Origin of the sequence: Bradyrhizobium sp. CSA207, assembly GCF_029051685.1 — a bacterium.
Classification (GTDB): Bacteria; Pseudomonadota; Alphaproteobacteria; order Rhizobiales; family Xanthobacteraceae; genus Bradyrhizobium.
The window spans coordinates 16,164-36,612 of sequence record NZ_JAACFT010000044.1 but is presented as its reverse complement, the minus strand read 5'-3'; the positions used below and the strand labels follow the sequence as shown (position 1 = coordinate 36,612).

Below are 20,449 nucleotides of genomic sequence, written 5' to 3'. Positions count from 1 at the left end.
CGCCGACCCGCTTTTCTCTACAAGCGCTCGCGCAAGATAGCCAAAAGCGGCGGTCTCCGGTTCCATTCAAAATCGCCAGCCGCGCCCCGATCGGTTGCGGGGGAGCACACTGGGCTGATGTCGGCCTGCCGGTGGCGTTGTTCTTACCGAGGCTCCGTCATGCGCAACCATATCGACATCGACTACGTACACAGCCGGGCCATCGTTCGAGAGATCGGCGAGAGGCTACGAGCGTCGCTGAAACCAGAGCGGGAATTACCGGCGAGCCTTAGAATGCAAATCGATCGGCTCCGCGAATTGGAAGAGCAGTCATCATCGATCATTCCAGCGGCCAAGCGCTGGAAGAAGCCGCGCGGTTGAGCCGCAGACGGCTCGGCCGGCATGGACGAGCGATGCCACCGGTGAAGCTTCGTGCAACAAGGATTTTGAGTGAGTACGGTGAGGCGCAATCCGAATTGATCGGAAAAACCGTCGTCCTTACCGACGGAAAGGCAGGCACCGTCGAGAACGTTTGGCTGGATGAATTGCACGGGCTCCGGATTTCGATCAAAGGCCATGATGGAAGATGGCCGGTCTCAACCATTAAGTTCGCGGAGAACTAGACCTTCGCATCCGCTGCGGACCACCCAGAGCGCGCCCTTCCGAGCAGGATGAAGAACCCGATCTCGATCAGGAAAACGACGCCCGCGATGGCGAATACGAGGTACAGGTCGCCCGAGGATGGCAGTCGCATAGTGTGCCTCGCGGCGTTGCGAAGCCCCGAGGTCAATGATTGAAAGCTGGCTTGAGTTGCGGTTCCAGCGCCGACGCCAATCGCGGGCCCTCGGTTCCGATCAGGCGGGCCTACCGTTTGCTAAGGTACTTTGGGATGGGCGGCACGCGGCGGGGACGCGCGCGACAGCAGCCCTTGCGGACATTTGGCGGCGGCCTTTTCCGACTTTACTTGCCCCGGTAATCTCGCGAATTCAACGGGATAGGCCGATGACCGAGTTAGAACGGGCGTGGCGAGCTTGGCGGGTGCTTTCGCGGGCCGATCGCGCGCGGTTCTTGGTCATGTTCCGCGAGCAGTGTAGCCGTGAACGCGAAGCGGCGGTGCGGCAGCACGGCGGCGGCGCACATGGCGTGAGGGTATCGCGGCTCGCGGACTTGGTGTTGAGCGAAGCAGACATCCAGCGGCTCAGGCCATAAATCGCCGCCTGTGCGCCGATCCTTGGGGGCTAGTCCCGGTCTAGCCGCACCCGAGAACGCCGGTAAGCGATCCGCTGCGATTTACCGGGGCTGGCAACATGTGGTGCCGGATCGCTCCGCTAAGAGCTCATACAAGCTCGGACTGAGACGAGCGCCAGCGTGGCCCCATTAGCGATGTGGCTGCACACTCATGAGGTCCGCTCAGTGGACCGTAGCGGACTTGATGTGCTCAGCCTGAGTTCTTCGCATTTTGACCCGAACCGGTCATTGCGTAGGTAGTAAACCCCGCGGGTCTACAGGCCACCACTCGTCTTTGGTGGGGCGGCTGATGGTGGTACTCTGCAATAAACTGCCCCTGAACGACGGCAGGAGCCGATCTTGCCGTTCCGGCGAACGAGCAGCGATCATGCCATCGGCAAGCATCGCACTGTCAATTGACCGACATTCATTTTTTGTCGCTGTTAGCAGATTCGCAATCCGCACGTCCTCCGGCGCATTGAAGCATCGCGCATGCGGGGGAGGTGATTCCATAGGAGGATCGCAAATGAGAATTCACGTGGCAAAACTGCTGGTAATCGCAGTGATAGGTGCCGGCATGACATCGTTTGCAGGAGCAGAACCCGTCAAGTTCGATGCGCTGGTCACTCAGAAAGAAGCAATTCGACTCGACTTCGCCGATGCCAGCAAGCACTTCTTCCTTCTCGTCCGGCGGGAAGGCAAATCCGAAGGTCAGGGTGCGCTTGCTGGGACGGCCGTTCAGGAATATGGCGCTCACGATATCGTGCCCGGCGTTGGCGGCGAGCCGCGCGGCTATCTTGAATTCACCAAAGGGGATGGAGACAAAGCCTACATCAAATGGACGATCCAGGCAGTCTTCGTCCCTGGTCCCGACGGCAAGCCAAAGCTCCTGGATAACGGCGTGTGGCAGGTCGTGGGCGGGACAGGCAAATTGGAGAAGCTCAAGGGAGCCGGCACGTTTCATCTGGTTCCGACAGGACCCACGGAGCGCCGTTTTGTGATGGAAGGCGAGTTGGTCCAATAAACGTGGTCCCAATCAGCAATTCAGTTGGTCGGGAGTCCGGTTGTGGCCCTTCGCGACATTCAGCGATGCCCGCTATTGCGGTGTTGTTGGCAGAGTAGCGGACATCAGGTGCGCCGGAGCCGAGCACTCCGATCTAGCCAGGACGCGGCCTTAGGCGTGCCTACTCCTCGTCGTCGTCATCCTCATCTTCGTCTTCATCGACCTCTTCCAGCCGTTCGAGCACGGCGAGCGGCAGCGTCTCGCGGAACAGGTCGCCTTCTGCGCCCATCCAGAGACAGCTCACGTCGTCGCCCTTCACGTCCGCGACGGTGAGCGGCTGCCCGCCGGATTTCAGCATGACGATATCGCCGGCTTTCAGTTCCATGGATGGTCCTCTTGGGTTGATTGACGAGAGAAGCTAGCAAGCCGGCATGACACGCCGATCACGGGATGCTGGATTGGTGGATGTGCTGCGGCAGCCGCATCCGCTGCCGGACTGCTGAAACGCCGATGACGGCGTTTCAAGCCGGACCGGACGCGTGACGAGAGCATGGACGCCTGTTCGATCGGTTGCGCAAGGACGTTTCCATCCCATGCGCCGCGATGATGACATTATACCCCTGTTTTGCCCGACGGATCAACGGCTTTTCGTAAAATCCGTAAGTCGTTGAATTTGCAGCAGCGGTCTACTGTGCATGGGGTTGTTTTGCATAATTTTGTTTTTGCGTCTGGCTACGGCGGGCTCGGCACGAGCTCGGTCAGTGAGCGGATGATGCGGTCTGGCTTCACGGTCGAGCCTTCGGGCAGGCCGTCGCCATGCACGTCGATCCAGATGCCGTAGATGCCGAGGCGCTGCGGCGTCACGACCTCCCACTCCAGATTGTCGCCGATCATCCAGGTGTCCTTTGCGGTGACGCCGAGCGCGTCCATCGCATGCAGATAGGCGCGCTCCTCGGGCTTGCCGAAACCGTGCTCGCCCTCGATCTGGATGTGGTGAAAGCGATGCGCCAGCTCGAAGCGCTCGACCTTGGCGCGCTGGGTGTCGGCGGCGCCGTTGGTCACCAGCGCGAGCTTGATGCCGAGCGCCTTGAGCCTGTCGATGGCATCATGCGCGCCTGGAAAGACGAACATCTCCTCCTCGCGGTAGGCGGTGAAGCGGTCGGCGAGGCGAATGGCAAGATCGTCGGGCAGGGCGCGGTGACCGGCCGCGGCGAGCGCGGCGAAACCGCCCTTGACCGTCAGGTGCCGGGCCTCGGCGAGCTTGAGCCGCCATGCGGCTTCCGCATTGGCCCAGAAGTTGCGCGCGAACGACAGCACCGCGGCTGCGACTTCGTGCGGTGGCAGTGGCGCAAGCTCCGCGGCGAACTCGTTCGCGATCGTATTCCAGGCGATCTCGGGCCGGGCATAGGCTGAGAGAATTGTGTCGTCCATGTCGATCAGCATGGCGCGCGGCAGTGGCCTCGATGCGGGCTTCATCGTGGTCATGGCCATTTCACCTCCGGCGGCAGCGACGACAGGATGGAGTCCACATTGCCGCCGGTCTTGAGCCCGAAGATGGTGCCGCGATCGTAGAGCAGGTTGAATTCGACATAGCGCCCGCGCCGGACCAGTTGCTCCTCGCGATCCTCAGCCGTCCAGGCGATCGCGAAATTGCGGCGCACGATGTCGGGGTAGACTTTCAGGAAGGCGCGGCCGACATCCTGGGTGAAGGCCAGATCCGCATCCCAGTCGCCGCTGTCGTGCCAGTCGTAGAAGATACCGCCGATGCCGCGCGCCTCTTTCCGGTGCGGCAGGTAGAAGTACTCGTCGCACCATGTCTTGTACTTGTCGTAGTCGGCGACGCCGTTCGGCTGGATGCAGGCCTGCTTCATCGCGGCATGGAAGGCGATGCTGTCGGCGTCCTCCTGGGTGCGCCGGCGGTCGAGCACCGGCGTGAGATCGGCGCCGCCGCCGAACCAGGCCTTGGTGGTGACGACGAAGCGCGTGTTCATGTGCACGGTGGGCACGTTCGGATTGCGCAGGTGCGCGATCAGCGAGATGCCGGAGGCCCAGAACCGCGGATCCTCTGCCGCGCCTGGGATCTGCGCGCGGAACTCGGGAGCGAACTCGCCGTGTACGGTCGAACAGTGCACGCCGACCTTCTCGAACAGTCGGCCGTACATCATCGACATCACGCCGCCGCCGCCGGGTGCGCCAGAGTGGTCGGTGCGCTGCCAGGGCGTGCGTTTGAAGCGGCCGGCTTCGCCGGGATAGAGGCTTTGCGGCGCGTCGTCTTCCAGCCGCTCGAAACTGGCGCAGATGTCGTCACGCAAGACTTCGAACCAGGCGCGGGCGCGGGCCTTGCGGTCGTCGATCAGGCTCGGGTCCATCGTGGATGTCATTGCCTCAACCCTTCCGGACCGTAATAGGTGCAGCTCTCGTTGCAACTGTCGCGGTGGACGCTGACGCGGGTGAGCTTGCCGATATGGGCCAGCCGCTCCCAGACGAAGCGCGAGAGGTTCTCCAGCGTCGGGGTGCCGAGCCCCTCGATCTTGTTGAGGAACTTATGGTCCAGCATCAGCCGCACGTCCTCGATCGCGCGCTGGAGAAGGCCGAGATCGACCACCATGCCGGTCGCGGGATCGGGCGTGCCGCGCACCGTCACCTCGGCGCGGAAGGAGTGGCCGTGAATCTCTTCGCTGGCGGCGCCAAACGTCGTTCCCGACAGTGAATGCGCCGCCTCGAAGCGGAACGATTTCGTCAATTCCCACATCTGTTCGAAAACCAATCCTATCTGATGCCGAGCGATTTATGCGTTTGCACGCTGAGCCGCCATTGCGGATGACGCAGGCAGTAGTCGATGGCGCGTGCGGTGTTTTCGGCGACGTCGGGCCCGTCCATCGGTTGCAGCGAGAAGCGCTCGAAGGCGAGGCCCTCGAAGGCCTCCGGCGCGGCGAGCGCCTGCGGATAGACCAGCTTCAGCTCATGGCCGCGGCGCAGCACCAGCTCGCTTCCGCCCTTGGGGCTGACGCAGATCCAGTCCAGCCCCTCGGGCGCAGCGATCGTCCCGTTGGTCTCGACGCCGATCTCGAAGCCGCGGGCATGGAGCGCGTCGATCAGGGCTGCGTCCACCTGCAACAGCGGCTCGCCGCCGGTCAGCACCGCGTAGCGGTTGTCGGCCGCTCCCGTCCATTGCGCGGCGATGGTGCCGGCAAGGTCTGCGGCCGAGGCGTAGCGCCCGCCGAGCGTGCCGTCAGTGCCGACGAAATCCGTGTCGCAGAACTTGCAGACGGCATCGCCGCGATCGGCCTCGCGGCCGCTCCAGAGATTGCAGCCGGCAAAACGGCAGAATACGGCGGCGCGCCCGGCATGGGCGCCTTCGCCTTGCAGGGTCAGGAAGACCTCCTTGACCGCGTAACTCACTCGTCTCTCCTCAACATATCAAACTGGCTGGTTGCGGACCTGCCGCACGGCTTCGCCTGCGGCCATCGCCGCGGTCATCGCCACATTGAGCGACCGCAGCCCCGGCGTGATCGGGATCACCAGCCGCGCATCCGCGGCCTCGACCACCGCGTCGGTGACGCCGGCGCTCTCGCGCCCGAATAGCAGGATGTCCGACGTCTGGTAACGGAAATCGCGATAGTCGGTCGCGCCCTTGGTGGTGAACAGCAGCAGCCGGCAACCCTGCGCCGCCCGCCATTCCTCGAATTTCGGCCAGGAGTCGTGGCGGGTCACGCTGACGTGGTTGAGATAGTCCATTCCCGCCCGGCGGAACAGGCGGTCCGAGAACGGGAAGCCGGCGGGTTCGATGATATGGGCCGATAGTCCCAGGCAGGCGCAGAGCCTGAGAATCGTGCCGGTGTTCTGGGCAATATCGGGCTGGAAAAGTGCGATGTGCATGACGGGGCAGTGGGCTGGTGTGGATCGAAAATGTCTCAATAAAACATCGCTAGCGCGGGAATTCGTGCATTGCACGCTCCCGCGCCGATAGCGGGCTTGCGCTCGTCCGGCAAGGGTGCGAATAGAACGATTCTGGACTGCTGTTTTCGCCCTTTTTGGCGGGACATGCGAAGTTCTGCCGCCGCGGGGGGTCGCGGGCGCCGGCAGGCTGTTCTGGGGACGTTTGGGCGCCCCCTGGAGCGGTTCCGCCGGGAGCATAAGAAGAAAGGGTTGGAATCGTGACGACAGCGTCTTCGGCGGACCATCCGACACGCCGTGATTTCTTATTCGTTGCAACCGGGGCAGCCGCAGCAGTAGGGGGCGCGGCCGCGCTCTGGCCCTTCGTTTCCCAGATGAATCCGGACGCCTCGACCATCGCCGCAGGTGCGCCGATCGAGGTCGATCTCAGCCCGGTCGCCGAGGGGCAGGACATCAAGGTGTTCTGGCGCGGCAAGCCGATCTATATCAGCCACCGCACCAAGAAGCAGATCGACGAGGCGCGCGCCGTCAACGTGGCGAGCCTGCCCGATCCGCAGAGCGACGACGCCCGGGTCAAGTCCGGCCATGAGCAGTGGCTGGTCGTGATCGGCATCTGCACCCATCTCGGCTGCATCCCGATCGCTCATGAGGGCAATTACGACGGGTTCTTCTGCCCCTGCCATGGTTCGCAGTACGATTCGTCCGGCCGCATCCGCCAGGGGCCCGCGCCCGCGAACCTGCCGGTGCCGCCGTACCAGTTCGTTTCCGACACCAAAATCCAGATCGGCTGAGCTTCGGATCCGCATCCGAAGCCTCGCGTCGTCTCGTCGTCTTATTTCCTCAGGATCGCATCATGAGCGGACCATCCGACTACCAGCCGAGCAACCCGGCGCTGCAATGGATCGAGCGGCGCCTGCCGATCTTTGGTCTCATCCATTCCTCCTTCGTCGCCTATCCGACCCCGCGCAACCTGAACTACTGGTGGACCTTCGGAGCCATCCTCTCCTTCATGCTCGGGATCCAGATCCTGACCGGCGTGATCCTGGCGATGCACTACACGCCGCACGCCGATCTCGCCTTCAAGTCGGTCGAGCTGATTGTTCGTGACGTGAACTACGGCTGGCTGCTCCGCAATATGCACGCGGTCGGCGCATCGATGTTCTTTGTCGCCGTCTACATCCATATGTTCCGCGGCGTCTATTATGGCTCCTACAAGGAGCCGCGCGAGGTGCTCTGGATTCTCGGCGTCATCATCTACCTCTTGATGATGGCGACCGGCTTCATGGGCTACGTGCTGCCGTGGGGCCAGATGAGCTTCTGGGGCGCCACCGTCATCACCAATCTGTTCTCCGCCATTCCCTATGCCGGCGAGAGCATCGTGACGCTGCTGTGGGGCGGCTACTCGGTCGGCAACCCGACGCTGAACCGCTTCTTCTCGCTGCATTATCTGCTGCCGTTCCTGATCGCGGGCGTGGTCGTGCTGCACGTCTGGGCGCTGCACGTCGCCGGCCAGAACAATCCGGACGGCGTCGAGCCGAAGACGGAAAAGGACACCGTGCCGTTCACGCCGCACGCAACAATCAAGGACATGTTCGGCGTCGCCTGCTTCATGCTGCTCTACGCCTGGTTCATCTTCTACATGCCGAACTATCTCGGAGACGCCGACAACTACATTCCCGCGAACCCGGGCGTGACGCCGCCGCACATCGTGCCGGAATGGTACTATTTGCCGTTCTACGCGATCCTGCGCTCGATCCCGAACAAGCTCGCCGGCGTCATCGCGATGTTCTCGGCGATCATCATCCTGTGCTTCCTGCCCTGGCTCGACAGCGCCAAGACCAAGTCGTCGAAGTACCGTCCGCTGGCCAAGCAGTTCTTCTGGATCTTCGTCGTGGTCTGCGTCCTGCTCGGCTATCTCGGCGCGCAGCCGCCGGAAGGCATCTACGTGATCGCCGGCCGGATCCTGACGTTCTGCTACTTCGCCTACTTTCTGATCGTGCTGCCGCTGCTCTCGCGCATCGAGACGCCGCGGCCGGTGCCGAACTCGATCGCCGACGCGGTGCTCGCCAAGACCGGCAGCAAGTCGACGCCGATGGTGTCGACCGCGATCGTGCTCGCGCTGGCGGGTGCCTTGTTCGCGGGCTCGATCGACAGCGCGAGGGCGTCCGAAGGGAACGACAAGCCGCCCGGCAACAAGTGGTCGTTCGCGGGCCCTTTCGGCACGTTTGACCGCGGCGCGCTGCAGCGCGGCCTGAAGGTCTACAAGGAGGTCTGTGCCAACTGCCACGGCCTGTCCTACATCGCCTTCCGCAACCTCGCGGAAGCCGGCGGCCCCGGCTATTCGGTGGCGCAGGCGACGGCGTTTGCCTCCGACTACAAGATCAAGGATGGCCCGAATGATGCCGGCGACATGTTCGAGCGTCCGGGCCGGCCGGCCGACTATTTCCCCTCGCCGTTCCCGAACGAGCAGGCGGCGCGTGCGGCAAACGGCGGCGCGGCGCCGCCCGATTTGTCGCTGATCGCCAAGGCGCGCTCCTACGGCCGCGGCTTTCCCTGGTTCATCGTCGACTTCTTCACCCAGTACCAGGAGCAGGGTCCGGACTACGTCGCCGCGGTGCTCCAGGGGTTTGAGGACAAGGTGCCGGAAGGCGTGGCCATTCCGGAAGGCTCCTATTACAACAAGTACTTCCCGGGCCACGCCATCAAGATGCCGAAGCCGCTCAGCGACGGCCAGGTGACCTATGACGACGGCTCGCCGACCACGGTGGCGCAATATTCCAAGGACGTCACCACGTTCCTGATGTGGACCGCCGAGCCGCACATGGAAGCGCGCAAGCGCCTTGGCTTCCAAGTGTTCATTTTCCTGATCATCTTCGCGGGCCTGATGTACTTCACCAAGAAGAAGGTCTGGGCCGACTCGCACTGAGCGGTGCGAAAACGACAATGAGAAAGCCCCGGCGAGGGGGCTTTTTTTGTTGGCTCGTCGTCATTCCGGGGCGATGCGACGGGACCGCGCAAAGCGCGGCCCGGAGCATCAAGCCCGGAATCCATTGCTCCACCAACTCCGTCGCCCGATGGATTCCGGGCGCCCCGGAATGACGAGAGTGTGGATTGCGCCGCGCGCTCGCTGCGGCCAAAATGACCTCCAACAGCTCCCCAGAAACTCATCGGAGGACACCATGGGAACCGCGATCACCTTCAAGCGTCCGGACGGCAAGGACGCCTCGGGCTATCTCGCCAACGCCGCGCGCGGCAATGCGCCGGGCGTGGTCGTGATCCAGGAATGGTGGGGCCTGTCGGACCAGATCAAGGGGCTGTGCGACCGCTTTGCGCTGGCCGGTTTCGATGCGCTGGCGCCCGATCTCTACAAGGGCAAGGTGGTGCCCTATCACGATACGGATTCCGCCAATAAAGAGATGAACTCGCTCGACTTCATGGATGCCACCACGCAGACCGTGCGCGGCGCCGCGCAATATCTGTCGCGCAACGGCGCCAAGGTCGGCCTGACCGGCTTCTGCCTCGGCGGCGCCGTGACCATCATCGGCGCCACCAAAATCCCGGAGCTTGCGGCCGGCGTCGTGTTCTACGGCATCCCGCCGGAGCAGGCGGCCAAGCCCGCCGACGTCCGGATTCCGCTCCAGGCCCACTTCGCCAACAAGGACGATTGGTGCACGCCGGAGCTGGTCAACGGCTTCGAAAAGGCCATGAAGGCCGCCGGCAAGTCGCTCGAGCTGTTCCGCTACGACGCCGAGCACGCCTTCGTCAACGAGCAGCGCCAGGCCGTCCACGACCGCGAAGCCGCCGAACTCGCCTGGGGCCGCGCGACGGAGTTTTTTCGGAAGCATTTGGGGTAGGGGCATCGCAGATCGTTCGATCGCTGGAGGCGGCATCAGTCGTCGCAGGTCACGATGACGCTGTTTCCATCGGGATCGTTGGCCTGCACAGCATTTGTGGATTCGAGAAAGCGAAAGCCGCCGGCGGCCAGACGTCCCGCCACGCCCTCGATCACACCCGGTGAGGGAACCGAGATTGTGAACCACTTGAGGCCGGCCATAGCAGGGGATGCATCCGGAGCATCCGCAGCAGTCCAGTTGCTGAAGGCGACAAGATGCGGTCGTGTGGCGGTCCCCACGTCGTACATACCGAAGGCCGGGACCTGCAGCAGCGGCAGGAAGCCGATAGTATCCGCATAAAATCGATTGGTCAGATCGAGATCCCGAACGCGCAGGTGGATGTGGCCAAGCTCGGTCCCGCCTGGAAGCGGATGGGCAAGTCCCGCAGCATCGATGAAGTCCCCAACCATCGGCCGGAGATCAAGAGGCAGAGCGGCAGGACGGATTTCGCCACCAACTGATACCGCGCGCAGTCCTCCGCCGACGACTTCCAGCCGACCGCGATGCGGCGTCTCCAGTACGAGTTCAATTCCGATTCCGTCGTCGTCTGACAGGTAGATCGCCTTTGCCACGGTGCGGTCTACGGCACGAAAACTGCGGCCCACAGTGCCAAGCCGGGCGGCAACACGCGCGAATTCCCGGTCCGATGGAATATGCAGGGCAACGTGATGAAGGCCAAGGGATGCCTCCGAGGCCTCGTCGCGCGCGGAGGCACAGAACGCCAGGAGCACCCGACTTCCAACGCCCATTTCCATACTATCGCTGTCGCGCGAAAGTATTGAGAGGCCAACGAGGTCCCGCCACACCGCAGCCGTCCGCTCAAGGTTCGTGACCTTGAGATGAGCGCGGCCGAGCCGCGTGCTGTCGGGAAGCTTATGGGTGAGGGTGGGAAGAGCCATAGTCATCTGCCTCTCCTTGGCAACGTTTCAGGAGTGCCAGAGGGCGGCGGCTATCGTGCCCAGCGCAACCACCAGAAGTGCCACACCGAATGGCCAGGGGAGGCGGGCCGGCGACGACACGACTTTCGGGGGAATACGGTCGCTTGCAGCCGAACTGTTCCTTCGTGCGGCCTCGATTTCCATAAGGCAAAGATAGTAATAGTCCCAATAAACCATCGATCTCTCCCGCCGAATTGCGGTGTAAAACATCCGTGACGCGGGAGACTGTGCAGGCACGGAAAGCGCTTGTATCGAAGGTTTGCCGAAGGAGTTCCGAAAAGACGTTGAAGCAGCTAATCTCCTTGCCGTGCAGGATCGTGGCCTGACCTTTGGACCCTTTCGTCTCGACTGCGATAGCGGTGCGCTTTCGCGGGACGGGGAGCACGTTCCCATTGGAGGACGGGGCGCGCGCCTGCTGAGGGCTCTGCTCGGGCGCGCGGGCGAAGTCCTAACCAAGTCGGAACTTCTCGACGTGGGGTGGCCTGGTCTTGCCGTTGAAGAGAGCAACCTCTCGGTCCAGATCGCGCAGCTTCGCAAGGCGCTGGGGCCCTCGCCCGAAGGCGGCGAATGGATCATCACCATTCCGCGCGTTGGCTATCGCTTCAGGCCTCCGGCCCCCGAGAAAGCCGGCGCGACACCCCCGCGAAACGGCGAAAGGCCCTCGATCGCGATCCTTCCCTTCGCGCATCTCGGCCCTGAACCGGACCGGGAGCTCTTTGCCGACGGGCTGGTGGACGACATCATCAACACCCTTTCGAAACTCTCCGGTTTGACGGTCATCGCCCACAACTCATCCCTTTTTTACAAGGGACGCGAGACGGATATCCGGGAGATCGCGCGTGACCTCGGTGTGCGCTATGTGCTGCAGGGCAGCCTGCAGAAGAGCGGGGATCGCATTCGAATTTCCGTCCGCCTGAGCGATGTCGAACGCGCTGCCGCCATTTGGGCCGAACGCTACGATCGCGGGCTTTCCGATCTCTTCGCCATACGGGATGAGATCGCGCTACGCCTTGCGACTGAAATGCAGGTCATCTTCATGCAGGGCGAGGAAGCGCGGCTTCAGTACTACACCACGACGACCAACGTCGAGGCCTGGGCGTGCTACGTGAAGGGGCTCGCCACTATCTTCTGGCCCGACCGGCAGACGAAGCCTGGCGAGGACATGGCGATCGCCTGCCGCCATTGGGAACGGGCGCTGGCGCACGACCCTCATTCCGCAGCGCTTCACGCGATGTTGGGATTTGCGCATACGTGGAATGCGCGGTTCGGGTGGTGGGGCGATCGGAAGGCCTACCTCGCAAGCGGAACGATGCACATCGAGAAGGCTCTGTCGATCGACCCAGCAAATGCGGAAGCGCTGGTCAGCTCGGCGATCGCCTGCCTCATGGAAGCCCGTTTCGATGAAGCGGTGGGCAAAGCCCGAAGAGCCGTTGACCTGGCGCCAGGCGCGCCGAAGATCGCAACCTTCGCAGGCTACGTTTTCACGGCGACTGGGCTTGCGCAGGAAGCGATCGCCCAGATTGAGAAGGCGATCCGGCTGAACCCGCATTTCCCGCAGCTCTACCTCAGTTTTCTGGGCAATGCCTACCGCCTCGCTGGACGCACGGACGAGGCGATCGCGACGTTGGAGGAGTACTCTGCCCGGATGCCGGGCTTCGGAGGCAGGGACTTGGTGATTGCCTATGAGCGCAGCGGCCGGCACGACGAAGCAAAAGGTGCCGCAGCCCGCCTCCTCAAGGCGGTGCCGGACTTTACCATCAGCGGGTGGATCGCGACGCAGTTTCGCAGCGATACCACCGAATTCGAAGCCGACATCGCGGCCCTTCGTGCGGCTGGCCTGCCGGACTGAGAAGAAACGCCCCGGCGTCTCGGCGCCAGGTTCTTGGGAGCCAGGTCTCTAAGTCTTGCCCTTGACGCCGCCGCCGCGCCATGGTGTTAGTTCCCCATGAGCATCGCCGTCCGCCCAGCCCGTCTTTGGTGGCGCACCTCCTAACGAGGTGACCGGTGCGATTTTCCTTTCTCAAATCGTCTGAGGTCGCCAACGCAGTGCGGCGGCCTGATCGTTTGTCCTGTGTGGCGTTCCCTCGGCAAGTCTCGTAAGAGGACCCCAAGAGGATTACATGAACAGGACCGTCTTTGCCCTCCCCGCCAGAAGCGACTATGTGACCCGCGCAGGTCTTGCGATCACGCGCGTGGCGGAGCAGTTTTCCGGCGGCGCCAACCGGCTCGACGATCTCGTCAGCCTGCTCGACCGCCGCCGCGGCGTGGTGCTGTCGTCAGGCACGACCGTGCCCGGCCGCTACGAGAGTTTTGACCTCGGCTTTTCCGACCCGCCGCTCAAGCTCGAGACCACGGGCTTCAATTTTACGCTGGAGGCGCTCAACGAGCGCGGGCAGGTGCTGATCGCCTTCCTCGCCGACGTCCTGCGCGAGCCCTGCGTGGTGATCTCCGAGACCACCGCTTCGCGCCTGTCGGGCCACATCATCCGGGGCGATGCGCCGGTCGAGGAAGACCAGCGCACGCGGCGCGCCAGCGTGATGTCGCTGGTGCGCGATCTCGTCGCCGCCTTCTCCGCCAATGACGACGGGCTGCTCGGCCTGTTCGGCGCTTTTGCCTACGACCTCGTCTTCCAGATCGAGGACCTCGTGCAGAAGCGCGCACGAGAGAGCGACCAGCGCGACATCGTGCTCTACGTGCCGGATCGCTTGCTCGCCTATGATCGCGCCACCGCCCGCGGCGTGGTGCTGAGTTACGATTTTTCTTGGAAGGGCAAATCCACCGCGGGCCTGCCGCGCGAGACGGCCGAAAGTCCTTATCTCAAAACTCCGCGCCAGGGCTTTGCCGATCACGCGCCCGGCGAATATCAGGCCACCGTCGAGACCGCGCGCGCCGCCTTTGCCCGCGGCGATCTGTTCGAGGCGGTGCCCGGGCAGCTCTTCGCCGAGCCCTGCGACCGCTCGCCGGCGGAAGTGTTCCAGCGGCTCTGCGTCATCAACCCGTCGCCCTACGGCGCGCTGATGAATCTCGGCGACGGCGAATTTCTGGTATCGGCTTCGCCCGAAATGTTCGTGCGCTCGGATGGACGCCGTGTCGAAACCTGCCCGATATCAGGCACGATCGCGCGCGGCACGGATGCGATCGGTGATGCCGAGCAGATCCGCCAGCTGCTGAACTCGGAGAAGGACGAGTTCGAGCTCAACATGTGCACCGACGTCGACCGCAACGACAAGGCGCGCGTCTGCGTCCCCGGCACGATCAAGGTGCTGGCGCGCCGGCAGATCGAAACGTACTCAAAACTGTTCCACACCGTCGACCACGTCGAGGGCATGCTGCGCCCCGGCTTCGACGCGCTCGATGCGTTTCTCACTCACGCCTGGGCGGTGACGGTGACCGGCGCGCCAAAGCTCTGGGCGATGCAATTCGTCGAGGATCACGAACGCTCGCCGCGGCGCTGGTATGCCGGCGCGATCGGGGCGGTGAATTTCGACGGCAGCATCAATACCGGCCTCACCATCCGTACCATCCGCATGAAGGATGGTCTCGCCGAGGTGCGCGTCGGCGCCACTTGTCTGTTCGATTCAGATCCCGCCGCCGAGGACCGCGAATGCCAAGTCAAGGCTGCGGCCCTGTTCCAGGCGCTGCGCGGCGATCCGCCAAAGCCGCTGTCGGCCTTTGCGCCCGACGCCACGGGCTCGGGCAAGCGGGTGCTGCTGATCGATCACGACGACAGCTTCGTCCACATGCTGGCCGACTATTTCCGTCAGGTCGGTGCCAGCGTCACCGTGGTCCGTTACGTGCACGCGCTCGACATGCTCAAGCAGAGGACGTGGGATTTGCTCGTGCTGTCGCCCGGCCCCGGACGCCCTGAGGATTTCGGAATCAAGAACACCATCGATGCGGCGCTGGAGAAGAAGCTGCCGGTGTTCGGCGTTTGCCTTGGCGTCCAGGCGATCGGCGAATATTTCGGCGGCGAACTCGGGCAACTCACCCATCCCGCCCATGGCCGGCCCTCGCGGGTTCAGGTGCGCGGCGGGCGGCTGATGCGCAATTTGCCGAACGAGATCGTGATCGGCCGCTATCATTCGCTCTATGTCGAGCAGGGCAGCATGCCGGAGGTGTTATCCGTCACCGCCAACACCGAGGACGGCGTCGCCATGGCGATCGAGCACAAGACACTGCCGGTCGCCGGCGTGCAGTTCCATCCGGAATCGCTGATGTCGCTCAGCGGTGAGGTGGGTTTACGAATTGTCGAGAACGCATTCCGGCTGGATGCGCGCGTCGATTGAGAGGTACCAATGATGTTTGACCACGATCTGAAGGCGAGCGTTCGCACCATCCCGGACTATCCCAAGCCCGGGATCATGTTCCGCGACATCACCACGTTGCTCGCTGACGCACGCGCGTTCCGCCGCGCGGTCGACGAGCTCGTCAATCCCTGGGCCGGCAACAAGATCGACAAGGTTGCCGGCATGGAGGCGCGCGGCTTCATCATCGGCGGCGCGGTGGCGCACCAGGTCTCGGCCGGCTTCGTGCCGATCCGGAAAAAAGGCAAGCTGCCGCACACCACCGTGCGCATCGCCTATTCGCTGGAATACGGCATCGACGAGATGGAGATGCATGTCGATGCCATCCAGCCCGGCGAGCGTGTCATCCTGGTCGACGACCTCATCGCCACCGGCGGGACCGCGGAGGGCGCGGTCAAGCTACTGCGGCAGATCGGCGCCAATGTCGTGGCGGCCTGCTTCATCATCGATCTGCCCGAGCTCGGCGGCGCCGCCAAGCTGCGCGCAATGGACGTACCGGTGCGCACTCTGATGACGTTCGAGGGGCATTGAGCGGCGACGGGCGGAAAATATCGCCCGGGTATAATTTTGTAGCCTCAGGACCGTTGCAAGATCAGGCTGAGCTCAAGCTCGCGGAAGGCGAGATAGTTGCGCCGAATCCACTGGTGCAGCTCGGTGGACGAGTCCTTCTCCTGGCGGAGGTAGCCGGTGAAGGAGAAGTTCAGCCGGTCGATATAGGTCTTCAGGAAGCCGGGCAGTGCCGGCAGGCGCAACAGCCGGCCGCCGGCCATCGCAGGCGGCAACTCGCCGCGGATGATGAATTCGTTGTCGACGGTGATCAGGTTCATCCGTGGGATCTGCCCGCGCAACATCTCATGGGCGCGGGCCGAGATGCGGTCGGTATCGGCGACGAACAGGATCATTGGCGCGACATGGCGGCGCGCCGCCTCCTTCAGCAGGCCAATCTCGTCGGCCATCTTGAAAAACTCGTCGAAGGCGTGGAAGCCGAGGTCGATCACCTTGGCGAGACCGTCGTCGACGATGACGCGGTCCATCAGCTGCATCTTGCCGAAAGTGTCGATCACATCCGCTGTTTCGGTGATCTTCGGCAGGAAGTCGACCAGCGACGGTTCCTTCAGGTTGACGTCGAAGGCCGCGACGTCGCCGTTCTTGAGCAGCAGAAACTCACTCAAAAGCCGCGCCAGCAGCGTCTTGCCGACCTGCGGGCGGGGCGAGCAGATGATGTACAGGGACGTCGCGGGCATCGACAGCTATATCGGCGCAGATTCACGCTCAATCCAGCCGCATCCGCCCGAGTTGCGCAACTATTTTTCGCTGTTGCGGCCGCCGGACTTCGAGCCGACGACATCGGTCAGCCGAATCCGGTCGAACTCGCTCCAGACGTTCGCGAGCCAGTGCCGGACATAGCCGCGTAGCACGAAGGAGTAGTTGGCCGCTTCGTCGTTGATGCCCTTGTTGGCGACGAATTTCAGGAACGGAACGGAGGAAACCTCGACCTGCTCATAGGCCATTTCATTGAGCTTGGGGATGGTCAGCTCGGTCGCGTCCTTGATGCGGTGGAAGTAGGAATTGTAGGTAGCCTGGTCCCACTGGAAGAACTGGGTGTCGTTGATGAAGTTCTTCACCAGGAAATATTTTGCACCGGTCATGAAGCCCGCGGTCTCGGCGATCTCGTCCAGCGAGGCAATCGAGGGCCCGAGGATGTGGAACACCGCGAAAGTGATCTGGCCGGCCTTGGCCGCGTCAAGGAAGCCGATGTCGCGCAAGGAGGCCAGCGCCGGGGACAGCAGGCCGGCGCGGACGTCGATCACCGTTACCGAAGGGCTCGTCGCATTGAGCGTATCGAAGATCTTCATCTGATCGGCGGTCGTCGTCATGTCGACGATCTCGGTGATTTCAGGGTGGAAGCGCTTCAGCGTTCCCCGCGGCGACTCGGTGTCGAAGGCGCGCGTCGGCACGTTGTTGGCGGAAAAATAATCGAGCAGGGTACGCGAGACCGTGGTCTTGCCGACCCCGCCCTTGTCCGCGCCCACCACAACCACTGCCGGCTTTGCCATTGCTGTCCCCTAACGCGCGCCCCCGATCGCGAGGTCGCAATCGGCCGGGCCCCAAATCGATGTCCCGAGTCTGCTGTTGGGCGCGAACATGGCAGAAACAAGGGAGAATTCAATTCCTCGGCACGTCGTTGCGGCAATTCCCGGGGTTTTTCTCAATCGCCGCGAAACCGGTCGCGCTTCGCATCAAATCATGCGCTCAATGGCGGCCCCAGGGACCGATAGGATTCCCCATCGGATTGCCAGTTGCGGTTCCGGAGGGCCTTGGCGCGGGTAGCGGCGGTGGACTGGCCGGGCCGCTTGCGTCGTTCCACGGCCCCTGGGACAGCGGCGGCGGGGCATCCTGCTGGTCGGCCTGCGCCTCTGCCTCTTCCATTTCGTCGGCGGGTGGCGGCAGCGGGCCGGGATCGTGGCCGCCGGCAAACTTGACCAGCGCGTCGACCCGGGACTGCACCGACGGGTGGGTCGCGAACAGATCGGCAAAGCCCTCGCGGGGATTGTCGACGCAGAGCTCCATCACCGCCGAGGTCGCGCCCGGCAGCTCGCCGCGGTTCTCGATCTTGCGGAGGGCCGAGATCATGGCATCGGGATTTTTCGTCAGCTCGACCGAGCCGGCGTCCGCAAGATATTCGCGTGACCGCGACAGCGCGAGCTTCACCACCTGCGACAACAGCCAGGCCACCACGATCAATACGACCGCGATGATGATGACGATCACCGCGCCGCCGCCGGAGCTCTTGCTGTCGCTCGATGACGAGGACGATCGCGACGACGAGGAGGAGCTAGAGGACCACGAGCCGCCGGAGCCGGAGCTCCAGTTGAAGCTGGTGAACAGGCGGAAGAACAATTCGCCGAAGAAGCCGACCACGCCGGCGATGATGACGGCGACCACCATGAGCTGCACGTCGCCGTTCTTGATGTGGGTCAGCTCGTGGCCCAGCACCGCCTCGATCTCCTTGTCGTTCAGCGCATTGAGCAGGCCCGTGGTGACGGTGACCGAATATTGCCGCGGGTTGAGGCCGGTCGCGAACGCATTCAGCGCCGGGCTCTCCATGATCTTCAGCTTCGGCATGGCGATGCCGCGCGAGATACAGAGATTCTCGAGCAGATTGTAGAGCCGCGGCTGCTCCTGCCGCGTCACGTCGTGGCCGCCGGTCACCGCGTCGATCATCGACTGGTGGAAGAAATAGGCGATCACGATCCAGGCGGCCGCGGCGATCGTCGCGACCGGCGCGGCGACGATCAGGTCGTGGAAGGCGCGGCTCAGATAATAGGCGACGGTTCCATCGCCGTTGATGACGACCTCGGCAACCAGCGCGCCGGCATAGACCAGCACGTAGACCAGCATGAACAGGCCGGCGAGCAGCAGCATCGAACGAAACTTGTTCGAGGCGATGTGCGTGTAGAGACCATACGCGGCCATGACGCGCTGCCCTGCCGGCCCGGCGGCTTAAATCAGAACTTCACCTGCGGCGTCGCCTCGACGTCGGTGCGGCTGGCGCCGAGATCGAAGAAGTCCTTTTTGGTGAAGCCGAACATGCCGGCGAACAGCGCGGCGGGCATCTGCTGGATGCCGGTGTTGTACTCCTGGACCGCGTTGTTGAAGAAGCGGCGGCTGGCCGCAATCTTGTTCTCGAGGTCGGAGAGCTCGCCGGCGAGCTGCTGGAAGTTGGCATTGGCCTTGAGGTCGGGATAGGCCTCCGACAGCGCGATCAGCCGGCCGAGCGCGCCGGAGAGCTGGTTCTCCGCGGCGGACACTTGCGCGGGGCCCTGCGCCGACATCGCCGAGTTGCGCGCCTTGATGACGTCGTCAAGCGTGCCGCGCTCATGCGACGCATAGCCCTTCACCGTCTCGACCAGGTTCGGGATCAGGTCATGACGCTGCTTGAGCTGCACGTCGATATCGGCAAAAGCCTGGCCGACCCGCTGGCTCAGCGCCACCAGCCGGTTATAGGCGCTGAAGGCGAACAGCACGAGGACGACGATAACGCCGAGAACGATCCAGCCGGTCGACATGGAGAACTCCTGAAGGGGATTGAGGCGGCGCAGCCTAGACCAAATTGGCGCGGAGCGAGAGCCCCAGCGCAAAGGGAAGGTTAGACTTGGTCGGATCGGGAGCCATCCGAGTTCAAGGCAAAAGCGGGGAACGAGGTTAACTTTCGGACATGACGGCGTCGCCCCAGCGCCAGCGCCGCGCATTCGCATAGGCGGGCTTGTCGCGGCGCGGCACCTTCGCAAGTTCGACGCTCCGCTCAGTACAGAGCTTGGCCGTGATCTCGGCCTTGCCGATGTCCGGCGGCGCGAGCACGCGCGAGACGCGTGTCCCCGGCGGCGTGCGGGTCAGGGCGACGTAGATGAACCTCTCGTCCTCGAACGGCACCTCGGCGCCCTTGATCTGGCGGTGCGCCTGCGAGCGCGGCAGGCGCTGGGAGAAATGGCACCAATCGGGCGCAATGAGCGGGCATGGCTTTTCATGCGGGCAGGGTGCGGCGACGAAGGCACCTGCCGAGATCAGCTGCTGGCGTAGAGCGAGGATACGGGCATAGCCGGCGGGCGTGCCGGGCTCGATCACCACAAGCGTGTGGCGTGCCTTGGCCCACATCGCCTCCGTCAGCGTGATCCGATCGCTCTCGCCGAGTTCGCCGATGACGTAGCTCGCAACGATGAGATCGGCTTGCGAGACCTCGGCGAGGTTCGTGCCGGCGTCACCCGGCAGGTAGCGGCACTGGGCCAGCCGCGTGCTGTCTTGCGCGAGCTCGAGCGCCAGCCGGCTCAGGGTGGCGTTGGCATCGAGCAGGGTGAAGGATTGCAGCGAGCCAAACGCCTCCGCAGCGGCCCAGCTCGCGGTGCCCGGACCTGCGCCGACATCGAGCAGTGTTTCAGGGGCGAAGTCCGGCGCGATTTCGGTCAGCGCATTCAGGCTCGCGGCCACCGCCGCATAAGTTGCCGGCATCCGCGCCAGCGCGTAGGCGAGTGCATCCGCCTCCGACTTGATCGTGCCGGAACCGCCGCCCGCGCGATAGGCGTTCGTGATCTTCTGCGATCGCTGTGCGGCGTCGCTGCGCGAAAAGCCCTGGAGCCTGGCGTCGAGCGCGGCTTTGAGTTCGGCGGGAAGGGAAGGAGAGATCATCATCCGTTGTCATGCCCCGCGCAG

Annotated in this window: 22 protein-coding genes; 9 read left to right on the top strand and 13 right to left on the bottom strand. The window is 63.7% G+C overall.

From position 1 onward, the window contains the following. Nucleotides 1–159: 159 nt before the first annotated feature. Nucleotides 160–360: a hypothetical protein gene (locus tag GWG65_RS34970; RefSeq protein WP_275199972.1), complete on the top strand. Its 201-nt coding sequence runs from the start codon at nt 160–162 to the stop codon at nt 358–360. Between the two features lie 32 nt (nt 361–392). After that, a complete protein-coding gene (locus GWG65_RS34965) occupies nt 393–602 on the top strand; it encodes a PRC-barrel domain-containing protein (protein WP_247384930.1) in 210 nt (69 codons plus the stop codon). Here GWG65_RS34965 and GWG65_RS34960 read toward each other — a convergent pair. Beyond that, nucleotides 599–733 (bottom strand): hypothetical protein, encoded by a 135-nt coding sequence (locus GWG65_RS34960; protein WP_256469730.1) that lies wholly within the window; start codon nt 731–733, stop codon nt 599–601. The genes GWG65_RS34965 and GWG65_RS34960 overlap by 4 nt on opposite strands. A 1,011-nt stretch (nt 734–1,744) precedes the next feature. Between GWG65_RS34960 and GWG65_RS34955 the strand changes: the two genes are divergently transcribed. Then, entirely contained in the window at nt 1,745–2,230 is a 486-nt protein-coding gene (locus GWG65_RS34955) for a hypothetical protein (RefSeq protein WP_275199971.1), read from the top strand. Nucleotides 2,231–2,390: 160 nt separating this feature from the next. On the opposite strand, the gene GWG65_RS34950 is transcribed toward GWG65_RS34955, so the two are convergent. From GWG65_RS34950 to GWG65_RS34925, 6 genes are all read right to left on the bottom strand, one after another. Continuing rightward, nucleotides 2,391–2,594 (bottom strand): DUF2158 domain-containing protein, encoded by a 204-nt coding sequence (locus GWG65_RS34950; RefSeq protein ID WP_275199970.1) that lies wholly within the window; start codon nt 2,592–2,594, stop codon nt 2,391–2,393. Between the two features lie 347 nt (nt 2,595–2,941). After that, nucleotides 2,942–3,700 (bottom strand): HAD family hydrolase, encoded by a 759-nt coding sequence (locus GWG65_RS34945; protein WP_275199969.1) that lies wholly within the window; start codon nt 3,698–3,700, stop codon nt 2,942–2,944. Then, a complete protein-coding gene (gene hemF / locus GWG65_RS34940; RefSeq protein WP_275199968.1) occupies nt 3,691–4,590 on the bottom strand; it encodes an oxygen-dependent coproporphyrinogen oxidase in 900 nt (299 codons plus the stop codon). The genes GWG65_RS34945 and hemF overlap by 10 nt, the downstream gene beginning before the upstream one ends. Continuing rightward, on the bottom strand, nt 4,587–4,961 hold the full coding sequence (locus tag GWG65_RS34935; protein WP_275199994.1) for a 6-carboxytetrahydropterin synthase: 375 nt from the start codon (nt 4,959–4,961) through the stop codon (nt 4,587–4,589). The genes hemF and GWG65_RS34935 overlap by 4 nt, the downstream gene beginning before the upstream one ends. A 17-nt stretch (nt 4,962–4,978) precedes the next feature. Then, a complete protein-coding gene (gene queE / locus GWG65_RS34930) occupies nt 4,979–5,611 on the bottom strand; it encodes a 7-carboxy-7-deazaguanine synthase (protein WP_275199967.1) in 633 nt (210 codons plus the stop codon). An 18-nt stretch (nt 5,612–5,629) separates the two neighbouring features. After that, a complete protein-coding gene (locus GWG65_RS34925; RefSeq protein WP_275199966.1) occupies nt 5,630–6,088 on the bottom strand; it encodes a tRNA (cytidine(34)-2'-O)-methyltransferase in 459 nt (152 codons plus the stop codon). A 278-nt stretch (nt 6,089–6,366) separates the two neighbouring features. On the opposite strand from GWG65_RS34925, the gene petA reads away from it, so the two are divergent. The 3 genes from petA (at nt 6,367) to GWG65_RS34910 (ending at nt 9,960) form a co-directional block, all read left to right on the top strand. Beyond that, nucleotides 6,367–6,897 carry a ubiquinol-cytochrome c reductase iron-sulfur subunit gene (gene petA, locus GWG65_RS34920; protein ID WP_275199965.1) on the top strand — a complete coding sequence of 177 codons (531 nt, stop codon included), beginning with the start codon at nt 6,367–6,369 and terminating at the stop codon, nt 6,895–6,897. A gap of 62 nt (nt 6,898–6,959) precedes the next feature. Further along, nucleotides 6,960–9,032, top strand: coding sequence for a cytochrome b/c1 (gene fbcH, locus GWG65_RS34915; RefSeq protein ID WP_275199964.1), 2,073 nt, complete (start codon nt 6,960–6,962; stop codon nt 9,030–9,032). A 253-nt stretch (nt 9,033–9,285) separates the two neighbouring features. Further along, nucleotides 9,286–9,960: a dienelactone hydrolase family protein gene (locus GWG65_RS34910; RefSeq protein WP_275199963.1), complete on the top strand. Its 675-nt coding sequence runs from the start codon at nt 9,286–9,288 to the stop codon at nt 9,958–9,960. Nucleotides 9,961–9,995: 35 nt separating this feature from the next. On the opposite strand, the gene GWG65_RS34905 is transcribed toward GWG65_RS34910, so the two are convergent. Further along, nucleotides 9,996–10,898, bottom strand: coding sequence for a VOC family protein (locus GWG65_RS34905; protein WP_275199962.1), 903 nt, complete (start codon nt 10,896–10,898; stop codon nt 9,996–9,998). 298 nt (nt 10,899–11,196) lie between these two features. Here GWG65_RS34905 and GWG65_RS34900 point away from each other — a divergent pair, with 298 nt between their 5' ends. The 3 genes from GWG65_RS34900 (at nt 11,197) to GWG65_RS34890 (ending at nt 15,772) form a co-directional block, all read left to right on the top strand. After that, nucleotides 11,197–12,786: a tetratricopeptide repeat protein gene (locus GWG65_RS34900; protein WP_275199961.1), complete on the top strand. Its 1,590-nt coding sequence runs from the start codon at nt 11,197–11,199 to the stop codon at nt 12,784–12,786. A gap of 271 nt (nt 12,787–13,057) precedes the next feature. Further along, nucleotides 13,058–15,223: an anthranilate synthase component I gene (locus GWG65_RS34895; RefSeq protein WP_275199960.1), complete on the top strand. Its 2,166-nt coding sequence runs from the start codon at nt 13,058–13,060 to the stop codon at nt 15,221–15,223. A 9-nt stretch (nt 15,224–15,232) separates the two neighbouring features. Beyond that, complete coding sequence (locus GWG65_RS34890) at nt 15,233–15,772, top strand: adenine phosphoribosyltransferase (protein WP_275199959.1); 540 nt, start codon at nt 15,233–15,235, stop codon at nt 15,770–15,772. Between the two features lie 44 nt (nt 15,773–15,816). Here the strand turns inward: GWG65_RS34890 and GWG65_RS34885 are convergent, their stop codons facing one another. The 5 genes from GWG65_RS34885 to GWG65_RS34865 form a co-directional block, all read right to left on the bottom strand. Continuing rightward, on the bottom strand, nt 15,817–16,485 hold the full coding sequence (locus GWG65_RS34885) for a hypothetical protein (protein WP_275199958.1): 669 nt from the start codon (nt 16,483–16,485) through the stop codon (nt 15,817–15,819). 60 nt (nt 16,486–16,545) lie between these two features. Beyond that, nucleotides 16,546–17,298, bottom strand: coding sequence for a hypothetical protein (locus GWG65_RS34880; RefSeq protein ID WP_275199957.1), 753 nt, complete (start codon nt 17,296–17,298; stop codon nt 16,546–16,548). Nucleotides 17,299–17,494: 196 nt separating this feature from the next. Continuing rightward, on the bottom strand, nt 17,495–18,718 hold the full coding sequence (locus GWG65_RS34875) for a M48 family metallopeptidase (protein WP_275199956.1): 1,224 nt from the start codon (nt 18,716–18,718) through the stop codon (nt 17,495–17,497). A 32-nt stretch (nt 18,719–18,750) separates the two neighbouring features. Further along, nucleotides 18,751–19,311: a LemA family protein gene (locus tag GWG65_RS34870; RefSeq protein ID WP_275199955.1), complete on the bottom strand. Its 561-nt coding sequence runs from the start codon at nt 19,309–19,311 to the stop codon at nt 18,751–18,753. Between the two features lie 136 nt (nt 19,312–19,447). Then, nucleotides 19,448–20,428, bottom strand: a complete 981-nt coding sequence (locus tag GWG65_RS34865; RefSeq protein ID WP_275199954.1) for a small ribosomal subunit Rsm22 family protein — start codon at nt 20,426–20,428, stop codon at nt 19,448–19,450. Between the last annotated feature and the right edge of the window lie 21 nt (nt 20,429–20,449).